Raw genomic sequence first — 13167 nt, 5'->3', positions numbered from 1 at the left:
GAAGCACGACGCTGGTGCACTCTGTCGATATGGCGAAGGTCACTCACCGTTCCCAGATGATCTCTCGGCGTGGTGGTTCCACCCGCCGCGGGACGCGGGCGGCGAGCCGACCGGATTTGCCACCCCGGGGTGATGACCCCGCCGCTGGACGCCGGATGGCTGCGGCGGCGGGCGCGGTAACCCGGGAGCAGCCGGGTGATGGTCGGGTGGCGACGCGCAGATCGCGGGTACGGCCCGACCACCGCCGACACCCTGATCAAGGTCCACCAGGCACGACCCCGCCACCGGGCCGATCCGTCCCCCGATTCAGCTTCCCGCCGGCTCGCCCGCCGGCCGATTCCTCCCAGGAGCTCATGTGCTTCCCCGCTCCGGTGACGTACTGCACGTGACCCGCACGGCGAGTGTCCAGTTCCTTCGACCCATCATGTTCCGGGTGATCCGGGTGCACGACTGGCCCACCTACGACGGCTGGGTGTGGCTCGACGGCTACGAGTTGAACGCAACGGGGGACGCGATCAACCGGCGGTCGATCTTCGTGCAGGCAGCCGGGCTGCGCCAGCTTCCGGCGACGCCGGCGATGCGCCCGAATCCCGTACGCACGCTTCGCCCGCTCGCCCGGACCCCGGTCCGGGTGGGCTGACCCCGGATTGCCAGGTCGGGGCCGTGTCGTCGCCATAGAATCGGTACGCCTACCCCGGCGAAGTCTTCACCCCGCGCGTCCCGGACCCTGAACCTGGGATGGCCATGGTCAATCTGCCCGCCGCGCGGCGGCACCACAGGTCCCGTATCGGTTACGCCTTTGGGCTTCTGGCGCTGGTCGGCGCCGCCACCACTCTCGTGGTCGTGGTCCGCTACCCCGCCCTCTCCTCCACCGAGCAGTTGAGCGAACCGGTGCCAGCGCCGGAGATCACCGTGGTCGGCGAGGGATCCTTCCCACCCACCGAGCCGGAGGAGCCCGGCTGGGCGGGGCCCGGCGCGGATTCCATCGGCCGGGACGCCGGTGCCGCACCCGTGGGCGGCGAGGCGGGCGGCGGTGGCGGGCTGGCGGAGGCCCCGGCCGGCTCGAACGGCGTACGCACGACGGACGACGTCAGCCGGTCCCTGTTCTATTCGGGACTGCTGGGCCTCACCATCTCGCTGGCCGGGCTCGGGCTGGTCGGCACCAGACGCCGGATGTGGTGACGGTCAGGGGGTCGGACTGGGCGTGGGAGTGCCGGCGCCGGTCGTCGGCGCCGCGGCCTGGGCGACCACGAGGGTGACCTGCTCGCCTTCGGTAATCAGCTCGCCCGCACCGGGGTCGGTCTCGAGCACCGTGCCCGCCGGGCGGTCCGAGATGCGGGTCTCCACGCGGTAGCCCACGCCCAGCCGGTCGAGGATGGCGCGGGCGGTGGCCTCCGACAGGCCAACCAGCGGCGGCATCGGCACCCGGGCCGGGGCCGTGGTGGCAGGCGGGGTCGTCGGCGGCTCGGTGCTCGGCGCCGCCGACGTGGGCGCGGCGGAGGTCGCCGGGGCGGAGGTCGGCGGGAACGAGGGCGAGGACGACGGCGCGGGTCCCTCGTCCGCGGCGCGCAGCGCCAGCCAGACGCCCAGCCCGATCAGCGCGAGCAGCACCAGGGCGAGGATGCCCAGCAGGATCGGCATCCACCAGCGGCGGCCCGCCTGTTCCTCGGTGTACCACTCGGTGGTCTGCTCCCGGTAGCCGACCGGCCGGGGCGGCGGGACCTCGGCCCGCCCGGACCAGGCCGACGGCGGGGTGGGCGGCATCGGGCGGGTCGAGTCCACCGGCTCCTGCCGTTCCGTCCGCTCACCGTCCGGCGGCAGGGGACGGGTGGTCTCGCCCGGCTCCTGGCCCGTGCGATCGGGCGGCAGCGGCCGGGTGGCGTCCGCGTTCTCCCCGGCGGGTCGCTCCTCACGATCGTCGCTCATCGTCCTCTCCCCACCGGGTTGGGCGCCGCGGGCCCTCGACCGTCAAAGCTAACCGTCGGGGAGGCCATCGGCAGGGATCAGCGCGGCGAGCCGCCCGGCATGGTGTCGGCCGCCAGGCCCGCTGCCGCGGCCGGTCGCGGTTCCCGCCACCACTCGCCCCACCGACCACGGGGCGCTACGCTCCCCGGCATGGCCAGACGGGGCTGGGGAGGATCGGTCGCCACCGCGATCGGCGTCGCTGCCGGTGCGGGCGCCGCGCAACTGGGCTTCGGCTACGGCCTGGGCATCATCGACTGGACTCCGGCCGACGCCGCCCAGGTCGAGGCGGCGTGGGTGGCCAGCCTCGCCTGGGCCACCTGGATCTCCGCCACCTCGGTCGTCGCCGGCGCGGTGTGTGCGCAGCGGCTGCACGACCGCGGCCTCGGCGACCAGGATCCCGACGGGACGTTGCGGAAGATCACCCTGGCGGTCGCCGCGGCGGTCGGCGGGCTGATCACCGTGCTGCTGGTCGCCGTACCGGCCCGCACGGCGAGCGTGCCGGACACCTTCTTCCCGCAGAGCACCGCCGCCGGTTACGCCGCCGTCGGGCTGCTGTTCGGGGTGCTGGTGGCGAGCTGGGCGCTGCGCTCCCGGGCGGCGGCCACCAACGTCGTCGCCACGACCGGCTGGCTCTGGCTGCTCGCCGTGATCGCGGTTGCCGACGGGGTCCGCTCCGGACGGGGCCTGACCAGCGCGCAGCTCGGCATCTGGCAGATCAGCGTGGACAGCGGCCGGATCTGGATCCGGGACTACTTCTACTGGCCCGGGGCGCTGCTCTCGGTGGGCTCCGCCCTGGTGATCGGCGCGCTGGCCGCCCGGCGTACCGCCCGGCTGCCCGAGCGGCGAATCGGTGCGGCGGCGTCCGGGGCGGCCGGGCCGCTCCTCGTCGCGGTGGCGTACCTGCTGGCCGTGCCGAGGCTGGCGGCGATCGCCACGGAGCAGGTCTCGGCCCACCTGATCGCCCCGTACGCGGTGATCGCGGGGGTGGGCGGCTCGGTCCTGGTGGCCGCACTGGCCCAGCGGGCCGACCAGCGCGCCGCCACGCGGGAGGCCGGAGTGACCCTGCCCCGGCAGCGCACGGGCGAGCCGGACGACCTGCCTACCGAGCACCCGCGGGGAACCCTGGACAAGCCGACGGCCGGCAAGGCAACGGGCACTCACGAGCCGGCGGCGACGGGTCGGCCGGTGGGCGGCCGCGGTCGGGCCGGCAGTTCCGGTCCACCGCCCGCGGCGACGGAAACGACCGAACCGACCGCCGACTCGGCTCTGGCGGTGGCGGAAGCCGGCGAGCCGGGCGGCTCGGCCACCGGCGCGGCCACCCGGAACCGATCCACGACGCGCCCGGCCCGCGCGAGCTCGACCGGTCGAACCGAGGCATCGCCGGCGGATGAGCCGGCAACGGGAGCGCCGTCGGAGGCGACCACCACCAGCCAGCCGGAGAGCGGCACGACCACCCCTCCGACCACCGGACCGAAGACCCGCCCCGGTCGCCGCAGCCGCTGATCCCGCCACACGCCGGGCCACGACGGGGCCGACCATTCGGCGGGGCTGGCCAGGTGAGCCCGGGCCGCCATCGGCCGGCATGGGGCGGGGCCGATGGTCAGTCGGCTGGCCAGGTGTGCACCGGCTCGTTGCTGCGCTGCAGTTCGGCGTAGCGCTCGACCATGTGGTGCAGCGCCGCGTTCCGGTCCATGCCCCGGTGCCGCTCGGCCGCCCAGACCGTCTCGGTCTGCCAGACGGCGCCGTTGCGCCCGGTGCGGCAGCGCTGCTCGATGATGCCGAGCAGCCGGTCCCGCTCGGCCGGGGCGACGCCGAACCGGTCCAGCCCCTGCGCCGCCTTCGGCAGCAGGACATCGAGCACCAGCTTGGCCACCGGCACCTCACCGAGCCGGGGCCAGTGCAGTACGGCGTCCATGCCGCGCCGGGCGGCGGCGTGGAAGTTCTCCTCGGCGGAGCTGAAGGTGAGCTGGCTCCAGATCGGCCGATCCGCCTCGGCCAGCCCTCGGGCCAACCCGAAGTAGAAGGCGGCGTTGGCCAGCATGTCCACCACCGTCGGCCCGGCCGGCAGCACCCGGTTCTCCACCCGCAGGTGCGGACGGTCGTTCATGATGTCGTAGACCGGGCGGTTCCAGCGGTAGACGGTGCCGTTGTGCAGCCGCAACTCGCTCAGCTCGGGCACCCCGCCGGCGTGCAGCACCTCGACCGGGTCCTCGTCCTGGCAGATCGGCAGCAGCGGGGGGAAGTACCGTACGTTCTCCTCGAAGAGGTCGAAGATCGAGGTGATCCAGCGTTCGCCGAACCACACCCGGGGGCGTACGCCCTGGGCCTTGAGCTCGTCGGGGCGGGTGTCGGTGGCCTGCTGGAAAAGGGCGATCCGGGTCTCCGCCCAGAGCTGCCGGCCGTAGAGGAACGGCGAGTTCGCGCCCACCGCGACCTGGGGGCCGGCGATGGCCTGGGCGGCGTTCCAGTAGTCGGCGAAGCTGTCCGGCGCGACCTGGAGATGGAACTGGAGGCTGGTGCAGGCGGCCTCGGGTGCGATCGAGTCATTGTGCGTCTGCAGCCGCTCGACGCCACGGATGTCGAGGTCGATGTCCTCGCCCCGGGCGCCGACAATCTGGTCGTTGAGGGCCCGGTAGCGCTCGTTCGTGGAGAGGTTGTCCACCACCAGGTGGCGCTCGGTGAGGGTGGGCAGGATGCCGACCAGGACGATCTTGGCGTCCGACTTCGCCGCCCGTTCGTCGGCGCGGGTGAGGCTGTTGCGCAGGTCCTGCTCGTAGTCGGCGAAGCCGCCACCCTCGATGAGCCGGGGCGGGGCGTTCAGCTCCAGGTTGAACTGCCCCAGTTCGGTCTGGAAGAGCGGGTCGGCGATGTCGGCGAGGATCTGGTCGTTGCGCATGGCCGGCTCGGCGGCCGCGTCGACCAGGTTGAGTTCGATCTCCAGCCCGGTCATCGGGCGGTCGGCGTCGAAGCCGAAGTCGTCCAGCATCAGCGCGAAGACGTCCAGGCACCGCCGGACCTTCTGCCGGTAGCGGGCCCGATCCTCCCGGGAGAAGGCGCCCTGCTCGACGTCTCTGCCCATGTGTCCTCCCGGCGCGAGGCGCAACGGAACAGTATCGTTCCGGAACGCATTGTGAACCATTCACGTTACGAGCGCCTAGATCGAGGAGCCTGGGGTCGGACCTCGACGGGCGCTCATGCCGAATCCCTACCCAGCCCGTCCGCGGCGCACCCGGTGGCGCCGCCGAATAAGCCGTGACAATTCGCACCCGTCCGGACGTACGCGAACGGGCCCGCGCCGTCGGTGACGGCACGGGCCCTTCGCGTCCTGCGGGGCGATCAGGCCTGGCGGATGGCCTCGCCCTCGATCTCGATCTTGATCTTCTTGCCGACCAGGACGCCGCCGCGCTCCAGGGCGACGTTCCAGGTGAGGCCGAAGGCCTCGCGGTCGATCTCGGTGCTGGCGGAGAAGCCGAAGATGTCCTGACCGAACGGGCTGCGGCCGACGCCCTCGAACTCGACCTCCAGGTCCACCGGACGGGTGACGTCCTTGATGGTCAGCTCGCCGGAGAGGATGAACTGGTTACCGTTCCAGGACTTCACGCCGGTGCTGCGAAACTCCAGCGTCGGGAAGGCCTCCACGTCCAGAAAGTCCCCGCTGCGCAGGTGCGCATCGCGGTCAGCCATTGCGGTGTGGATGCTGGCCGCCTGGATGGTGGCGGTGACGGAGGACTGCATCGGGTCCTCCGCGACGGTGATCGTGGCGGTCGCGTCGCCGAACTCACCGCGTACCTTGCTCACCATCATGTGGCGAGCGACGAAGCCGACCCGCTTGTGAGCCGCGTCCAGCAGGTATGTGCCGGCGGCCGGGATGGTGAGGCCGTTCCAGTCGCGGGTAACCGATTCGGTGCTGCTGGTCATGGTGCTGTCCTCCCGGGGAAGTTTGTTAAGTAGCCCAACGGCTGACTCAGCAACTATAGCCATGACAATATTCCGTGTGTCAAGTACTGCTAGGATAGGTGCGTGGACCAGAACGTGTTCGACGATCCCCGGATCACCGCCGTCGGCCTCCTCGTCGAGGCGCACGCCGGGCTGTCGGCCCGGTTCGCCGCCGAGCTCGACGAGCACGGCCTCTCCCCGGTCGAGTTCGAGGTGCTGATGCGGCTCGCCCGCTCACCCGGCAACCAGCTGCGGATGACCGACCTCGCCGCGCAGACCTCACTGTCCACCAGCGGGGTGACCCGGGTGGTCGACCGGATGGAACGCGACGGCCTGCTCTGCCGCAGCGCGTGCCCCTCCGACCGGCGCAGCTCGTACGCGGTGGTCACGCGCGCCGGAATGGAACGGCTGGAGGAGACCCTCCCCGGGCACCTGCGGATCATCGAGCAGTGGTTCACCGGCCAGCTCGAACCGGCCGCGCTCGAGGCCCTGCTCGACGGCCTCCGTCGGGTACGCGACGCGGTCCATCCGGGCGCGACCGCCGGCAGCGCGCCAACCGAGGAGCCGGCGTCGGCCAACTGCTGACCCCGGTCAACCTCGCACCGGCAGAAAGACCGGCAGAACCGGCCGATATCCAGGCTAAAAGTGCCCGGAATCGACCAAATCCTCCCAGCGGGACGGATAGGCTTCGGTCAGCGGGGGGGCACCGGGAGGTGCCGGCGCGAGCGATGAGCGAGGGGCAACACCAGGGGGCTTCTTCGCTCGCGCCACCCCCGCTCTTCTGGACCGGACCTCCAGGGTCTCCTCATTCACGCACCGCACGGACCGCCGGCTCCTGGCCCTCCCACCTAGCCTCGCCGTCGCGGCGCGCGCCCGGCTTGCGGCGCGCCACCAGCGCGTACAGCAGTTCCTCCTCCTGCGGCAGCAGACTGATCCCGCTCGCCCGGCGCACCCGGTCGAGCCGGTCCAGCACCGCGACGTCGGCCGTGCTCGCCGCCAGCCCGACGAGCGCCTCGACGACGTCGCGCCGGTCCTGGCCGGTGGCGCCGGCCTCGGCCGCCGCGGCGAACCACTCGGCCGCCAGCTCCCGGTCGCCCCGGTGCAGCGCCAGGTTGCCCTCGATCAGCGCGCAGACCGCGTCCTCGGGTCGGTTGCCCGCGGAGCGCGGCGAGCCTCCGGCGCCGGGCCGCCCACCCACCGCCAACTCCGGGCCGCCCGCCGCCAACTCCACGCCGCCGGCCGGCTCCAGGCCGCCGGCCGGCTCCAGGCCGCCCGCCGGCTCCGGGCCGCGCAGCGCCGACTCCGGGCCGCGCAGCGCCGGCTCCGGGCCACGCGGCGCCGGCCCGGGCGCCCCCGCCGAACGCAGCTCCGCCACCACCTCCAACGCCTCGGTGGCCCGGCCGTCCTGGGCGAGCGCCAGCCCCACCGTGCCGAGCACCCGGCGCCGGTGTCCCGGGTCACCCAGCTCGGCGAGCGCCGTCGCGACCCGGCGCCCCTGCTCCACCGCGTCGACGTACCGGCCCTCCAGCCGGGTCACCTCGGCCAGGTTCGCCCAGGCGAGCACCCGCAGCCGCAGTTCGCCGCGCTGGGCCGCCAGCCGCTCCACCACGGCCAGTCGGCGTCGCGCCCCGGCCAGGTCGCCGACCCGGATGTCGTGCCAGGTGAGGTTGTTCTGGGCGACCGCCATGTCCCGCACCCGGCCGTGTCGGGTCGCCAGCTCCAGCACCGCCTCGGCCTGCTCCCGGGCCTCTTTCTGATCGCCGGTCGCGTGCAGCAGGGCGCACAGCACCGTCCGGGTGGACAGTTCCCCGGTCACGTCGCCGGCCTCCCCGAAGACGATCAGCGCGGCCCGCGCCGCCGGCAGTTCCTCCGCCCCCGCCCCGTGCTCGGCCGCCAGCCGAGCCACTCCGAGCAGCGCCCAGGCGCGCAGCACCGGGTCCGCGTCGGCAGTACGCGGGTCGGCCAGCAGCCGGCGCAGCCACTGCCGCCCGAAGACGTCCCGACCGCGGAACCGCCACCAGCGGGGCAGCGCGGCGGCCAGCCGGAGCGCGGTGACCGGGTCGTCGACGGCGGCGTGCGCCAGGGCGGCGTTGATGTCGCTGGTCACCTCGTCGAGCAGCTGCACCGCGCCGGTGAGTTCCGCGCCCACCAGGTCCGGGGCGGTCCGGGTCACCAATCCGGCGATGACCAGCGCGTGCCGGCGCCGGACGCCGGCCAGCTCGCCCGCGCCGGCGGCCTGCTCGGTGGCGAAGTCGCGTACGGCGTCGAGGAGGCGGAACCGGAACGGACCGGTGCCCCGGACGCTGAGCAGGCCGAGTTCGAGCAGCCGGTCCAGCAGCGGGACCGGGTCCGCGCCCGCCGCCCCGTCGGCGCGGTCGGCGAGCAGCTCCTCGGCCAGCTCCAGCGACCACCGGTTGCGGAACGCGGAGAGCCGGCGCAGGGCCGCCCGCTCCTCGGGAGCCAGGAGGTGATAGCTGGTGGCGACCGCCTCGCGCAGGGTCAGCACGCCATCCGCCCGGTCCCAGCCGGGGCGGCCGTCGGGCGCGGCGGGGAGGTCGAGGACCCGATCGCCGTACCGGTCGAGCAGCTCGGTGACGTCGAGGATCCGGCCACGGGCGGCCATCAGCTCGATCGCCAGCGGCAGCCCGCCCAGCCGCCGGACCAGCGCGGCGAGGGCGGCCAGCTCCGCCGGGCCGGGCGGCTCGCGGCGCACCTGGCCCAGGCGGGTGGTGAAGAGCGCCACCGCCGGCCAGCGGGCCAGCTCCGCCGGACCCGATGGGACGATCCCGGCCGGCGGCACGTCGAGCGGCGCCACCGGCCAGACCCGCTCGCCGGGCAACCCGACCGGGTGCCGGCCGGTGACCAGCACCCGCAGCGTCGGGGCCGCGGTCAGGAGCTTCTGCAGGGCCTCGGCCACCGGGTCGGGCGCGCGTTCCACCGCGTCCACCATCAGCAGCGCCGGCCGTCCGCCGAGCCGACCGGCGAGGTCGGGCAGCCGGTTGACCCCGAAGACCGCCACCGCCGCGGCGAGCACGTCCGCCGCGTCGGACGCCTCGCCGATCAGGACCCCGGCCACCCCGGCGGGGTGGTGGACGGCGACGGCGTGGGCCGCCGCCAGGGCCAGCGCGGTCTTGCCGACCCCGGCCAGCCCGACCAGGCTCACCACGAGGTGGTCGGCGGTCAGCAGGGCGGCGAGCTCGGCGACGTCCCGGTCCCGGCCGATCAGCGGCACCGGTGGGGGGAGGGTGATGGGCGTACCGGAGGGGGCGCCGGGGCCGGTGACCGGCAGCTGCCGCGCGGCCGGCCGCGGGGCGGCGACCGGCGACCGGGCCGTGGCGAGAAATCCCGCCCGGCTCTCGCCGGTCAGCCCCAGCGCATCGGCGAGCAACTCCACCGTGGTGCGCTGCGGTCGCGTGGACCGGCCCCGCTCCAGGTCACGGACCGTCCGCACCCCGACGCCCGCCCGCGACGCCAGCTCGGCCTGGGTGAGGCCGGCGGCGAGCCGGTGCCCCCGCAGCAGCTCGGCCAGGCCGGTACGACCGCCCGACCGCCGCGAACGATCATGCTCCGGAGTCATGGGCACGAAGATTAGAGATCGGCTGCGGCCGTGGGCAGTCGAGCGTCGCGCAGCCGACGTTCCGGTGCGGATATCCGACAGGAGAGGGACCCGTCCGGGGCTCAGCGCACCTGCACGGGTCTGCCCTCCATCACATGCCGAGGCCGCGGGCGATGACCATGCGCTGCACCTCGCTGGTGCCCTCGCCGATCTCCAGGATCTTGGCGTCCCGCCAGAACCGGGCCACCGGGTATTCGTTCATGAAGCCGTAGCCGCCGTGGATCTGGGTGGCCTCGCGGGCGTTGTCGACGGCGATCGTGCTGGCGTGCAGCTTGGCGATCGCGGCCTGCCGCTTGAACGGCTCGCCGGCGAGCATCCGCGCGGCGGCGTCGTAGTAGGCGAGCCGGGCGGTGTGCGCCTTCAGCTCCATGTCCGCGATCTTGAACTGGATCGCCTGGTAGTTGCCGATCGCCTGGCCGAAGGCGTGCCGCTCCTTCGCGTACTTGATCGACTCGTCGACGCAGCCTTGGGCGAGGCCGACCGCCAGGGCGGCGATGGCGATCCGCCCCTCGTCGAGGATGCGCAGGAACTGGGCGAAGCCCCGGCCGCGCTGGCCGAGCAGGTTCGCCGCCGGTACCCGGCAGTCGTCGAAGGTCAGCTCATGGGTGTCCGAGGCGGTCCAGCCGACCTTGGAGTAGCCGGGCGCGACGGTGAAGCCGGGGGTCCCGGACGGCACGATGATGGTGGAGAGCTCCTTGGAGCCATCCGGCTTCGTGCCGGTGACCGCGGTAACGGTGACCAGCGCGGTGATGTCGGTTCCCGAGTTGGTGATGAACGCCTTCGAGCCGTTGATCACCCACTCGTCGCCGTCCAGGACGGCGCGGGTCTGGGTGCCGCCGGCGTCCGAGCCGAAGCCCGGCTCGGTCAGCCCGAAACCGGCCAGCGCCTCGCCGCTGAGCAGCTTCGGCAGCCACTGCGCCTTCTGCTCGTCCGTGCCGAACCGGTAGATCGGCATCGCGCCGAGGGAGACGGCCGCCTCCAGCGTGATCGCCACGCTGGAGTCCACCCGGGCCAACTCCTCGAGGGCCAGGCAGAGGGCGAAGTAGTCGCCGCCCATGCCCCCGTACTCCTCGGAGAAGGGCAGGCCGAAGAGGCCCATCTTGCCCATCTGCCGGATGACCTCGTACGGGAAGGTGTGCTTCTCGTAATGCTCGGCGATGACCGGCGCGACCACCTCGCGGGCGAAGTCCCGCACGCTCTCCCGCAGCGCCTCTTGCTCCTCGGTGAGCCGGAAGTCCATCTGTTCCTCCTGTGTGGACGGGTCGCCGGGCGCTCGTGACGCCGGGACTGGTCGCTCGTGCCGTTCCGGCCGGCGCGGGTCGGGCCGGCCGCCGGGGTCAGACCGGGCTGACGCCGTGCCGGCGCCGGGAGAAGTGCCGTTCCTTGCCGCGGGCGGCGGCGAACCGGCGGACCAGCTCGGCACGCAGCTCGTGCGGCTCGACGATCGCGTCGACCACCAGCTCGCTGGCGAGCCGGACGATGTCGATGTCCCGCTCGTACTCCTCGCGCTTCGCGGCGACGAAGGCGGCGCGCTCGGTCTCGTCGGCGATGGCGGCGATCTTGTTGGCGTACACCGCGTTGACCGCGGCCTCGGCGCCCATCACCGCGATCTTCGCGGTGGGCAGCGCGATGGTGGCGTCCGGCTCGAAGCCAGGCCCGGCCATCGCGTAGAGGCCCGCGCCGTACGCCTTGCGGACCACCACGCAGATCTTCGGTACGGTCGCCTCGGAGATCGCGGTGATCATCTTGGCGCCGTGCCGGATGATGCCCTGCTTCTCCACCGCGCTGCCGACCATGAAGCCGGGCACGTCGCTGAGGAAGAGCAGCGGCACGTTGAACGCGTCGCAGAGCTGCACGAACCGGGTCGCCTTGTCGGCCGAGTCGACGAAGAGCACCCCGCCCTTGAACATCGAGTTGTTGCCGACCACGCCGACGACCTCGCCGTTCAGCCGGCCGAAACCGATGGTCAGCTCCTTCGCCCAGAGCGCCTGGATCTCGAAGAACGAGCCGGCGTCGAGCAGACCCTTGACGTACCGGCGCATGTCGAAGGCCTGCCGCTCGCTGGTCGGGACCAGCGCGGCCAGGTCGGCGTTCTCGGGCGCGGGGACGGCCTCGGCGGCCGGGGGCGCCTGGGTCCAGTTCGCCGGCAGGTAGGACAGGTAGCGCTTCACCACGTCGAGCGCGTCGGCCTCGGTCTTGCAGAGGAAGTGCCCGACGCCGGACTCGGCGCAGTGCACCTTGGCCCCGCCCATCGCCTCGAGGGTGGTCTTCTCGCCGGTGACCATCTCGACCATCCGGTCGGAGCCGAGGTACATGCTGGCGTTGCCGTCCACCATGGCCACCACGTCGCAGAACGCCGGGATGTACGCCCCGCCGGCCGCGCTGGGCCCGAAGAGCGCGCAGACCTGCGGGATCGAGCCGGAGGCGCGGACCTGGTTCCAGAAGATCTTTCCGGCACCGCGCCGGCCCGGAAAGAGCTCAACCTGGTCGGTGATCCGGGCGCCGGCCGAGTCGACCAGGTACACCATCGGCACGCCGGTCGAGTACGCCCGCTCGATGATCCGGATGATCTTCTCGACGGTCCGCGCACCCCAGCTGCCGGCCTTGACCGTGGAGTCGTTGGCCATCAGGCAGACCGGGCGGCCGTCGATGGTGGCGGTGCCGGTGACCACGCCGTCGGCCGGCAGTCCCTCGGCCATCGCGTTGGCGTAGAGGCCGTCCTCGACGAAGGAGCCCTCGTCGACCAGGAGGGCGACCCGCTCGCGGGCGAAGAGCTTGCCCTTCGCGGCGTTCGCCGCGTGGTACTTGTCCGCACCGCCGGCCTTGGCGCGCTTGCGCAGCTGCTCCAGTGCCTCACCGTCGAGCGTCACGCCGACTCCCTCGCCACCCGCGCCTCATGAGCGCGCCGACCGACCTGAACGATCGTTAGGTTAGCGCATCCGTGCCCCCTCCGGCGACCCGACGTACGCCGGGCTGAGCGGTGCCGGCGGGGTCAGCCGGTGAGCGCGTCGGCGAGCGCCAGCACGGCGGCCCGCAGCCGCTCGTCGCCCAGCTCCTCGCGTACCCCGCGCACGTGCTCGGCGGCGACGGGCGCGAGCAGCGTGTGCGCGTCGGCCGCCGGGTCCTCGCGCCCGGCCAGCAGCAGCGTGACGTGCCGGTGCCAGAACCGGTAGGCGCCGATCCGGTAGCGCGCGCCCGGCGATGCGGTCTCCGACATCCGGACCAGGTCGAGGTGGGCGAGCAGGTAGTCGAGGTAGGCGGAGATGAAGGCCCGCAGCCGGTCGCGCGCGGGCGGCTCCGCTCCGGCCGGGCCGGGCCCGAGCGGGGGCGGACCGAAGAGGATCGCCTCCTGGAGCGCTCGCTCCTGCTGGTCGAGGAGCGCCACGGCGAGACCCGCCTTGTCCCCGAACCGGCGGAACAGCGTTCCCTTGCCGACCCCTGCGGCGGCGGCCACGGCGTCCATCGAGACCGCCTCCACTCCCCGCTCCCGGAAAAGGACCGCTGCGGCGTCCAGGACGGCCGCTCGGTTGCGCGCGGCGTCGGCCCGCTCCCGGGGCGGTGAGCTACGCAACTTGAGCAGTTCGGGTGGAGGGGTGGCAGAAGCGGACTGTGGTCCGCTAACGTTCCAGGACATAACCGGACTGTAGTCC

Annotated in this window: 11 protein-coding genes; 4 read left to right on the top strand and 7 right to left on the bottom strand. The window is 73.4% G+C overall.

Annotated elements, in window-relative coordinates; genetic code table 11:
• Positions 1 to 355: 355 nt before the first annotated feature.
• The gene (locus tag GA0070624_RS04680) at positions 356 to 640 is read left to right on the top strand and encodes a hypothetical protein (RefSeq protein WP_091336955.1); all 285 of its coding nucleotides are present in this window, start codon (positions 356 to 358) and stop codon (positions 638 to 640) included.
• A gap of 98 nt (positions 641 to 738) precedes the next feature.
• The gene (locus GA0070624_RS04675; RefSeq protein ID WP_176731594.1) at positions 739 to 1182 is read left to right on the top strand and encodes a hypothetical protein; all 444 of its coding nucleotides are present in this window, start codon (positions 739 to 741) and stop codon (positions 1180 to 1182) included.
• A gap of 3 nt (positions 1183 to 1185) precedes the next feature.
• Here the strand turns inward: GA0070624_RS04675 and GA0070624_RS04670 are convergent, their stop codons facing one another.
• Entirely contained in the window at positions 1186 to 1926 is a 741-nt protein-coding gene (locus GA0070624_RS04670; RefSeq protein WP_091336954.1) for a PASTA domain-containing protein, read from the bottom strand.
• Between the two features lie 189 nt (positions 1927 to 2115).
• On the opposite strand from GA0070624_RS04670, the gene GA0070624_RS04665 reads away from it, so the two are divergent.
• Positions 2116 to 3468, top strand: coding sequence for a hypothetical protein (locus GA0070624_RS04665; RefSeq protein WP_245718661.1), 1353 nt, complete (start codon positions 2116 to 2118; stop codon positions 3466 to 3468).
• A 97-nt stretch (positions 3469 to 3565) separates the two neighbouring features.
• Here GA0070624_RS04665 and GA0070624_RS04660 read toward each other — a convergent pair whose 3' ends face one another.
• Both GA0070624_RS04660 and GA0070624_RS04655 read right to left on the bottom strand, forming a co-directional pair.
• Complete coding sequence (locus GA0070624_RS04660; RefSeq protein WP_091336953.1) at positions 3566 to 5044, bottom strand: glutamate-cysteine ligase family protein; 1479 nt, start codon at positions 5042 to 5044, stop codon at positions 3566 to 3568.
• A 257-nt stretch (positions 5045 to 5301) separates the two neighbouring features.
• Entirely contained in the window at positions 5302 to 5883 is a 582-nt protein-coding gene (locus GA0070624_RS04655) for a YceI family protein (RefSeq protein ID WP_091336947.1), read from the bottom strand.
• A gap of 102 nt (positions 5884 to 5985) precedes the next feature.
• Here GA0070624_RS04655 and GA0070624_RS04650 point away from each other — a divergent pair, with 102 nt between their 5' ends.
• Positions 5986 to 6486 (top strand): MarR family winged helix-turn-helix transcriptional regulator, encoded by a 501-nt coding sequence (locus tag GA0070624_RS04650; RefSeq protein ID WP_091336946.1) that lies wholly within the window; start codon positions 5986 to 5988, stop codon positions 6484 to 6486.
• A 220-nt stretch (positions 6487 to 6706) separates the two neighbouring features.
• On the opposite strand, the gene GA0070624_RS04645 is transcribed toward GA0070624_RS04650, so the two are convergent.
• From GA0070624_RS04645 to GA0070624_RS04630, 4 genes are all read right to left on the bottom strand, one after another.
• The gene (locus GA0070624_RS04645; protein ID WP_091336945.1) at positions 6707 to 9478 is read right to left on the bottom strand and encodes an ATP-binding protein; all 2772 of its coding nucleotides are present in this window, start codon (positions 9476 to 9478) and stop codon (positions 6707 to 6709) included.
• A gap of 130 nt (positions 9479 to 9608) precedes the next feature.
• Positions 9609 to 10757, bottom strand: a complete 1149-nt coding sequence (locus tag GA0070624_RS04640; protein WP_091336943.1) for an acyl-CoA dehydrogenase family protein — start codon at positions 10755 to 10757, stop codon at positions 9609 to 9611.
• 97 nt (positions 10758 to 10854) lie between these two features.
• Positions 10855 to 12387 carry an acyl-CoA carboxylase subunit beta gene (locus tag GA0070624_RS04635; protein WP_091336941.1) on the bottom strand — a complete coding sequence of 511 codons (1533 nt, stop codon included), beginning with the start codon at positions 12385 to 12387 and terminating at the stop codon, positions 10855 to 10857.
• Between the two features lie 122 nt (positions 12388 to 12509).
• Entirely contained in the window at positions 12510 to 13151 is a 642-nt protein-coding gene (locus GA0070624_RS04630) for a TetR/AcrR family transcriptional regulator (protein WP_176731593.1), read from the bottom strand.
• Positions 13152 to 13167: the final 16 nt, after the last annotated feature.

It is taken from the genome of Micromonospora rhizosphaerae (assembly GCF_900091465.1).
GTDB lineage: Bacteria > Actinomycetota > Actinomycetes > Mycobacteriales > Micromonosporaceae > Micromonospora > Micromonospora rhizosphaerae.
Note: the sequence above shows the minus strand (reverse complement) of the source record. Positions and strands in the feature narration are given on the sequence as shown.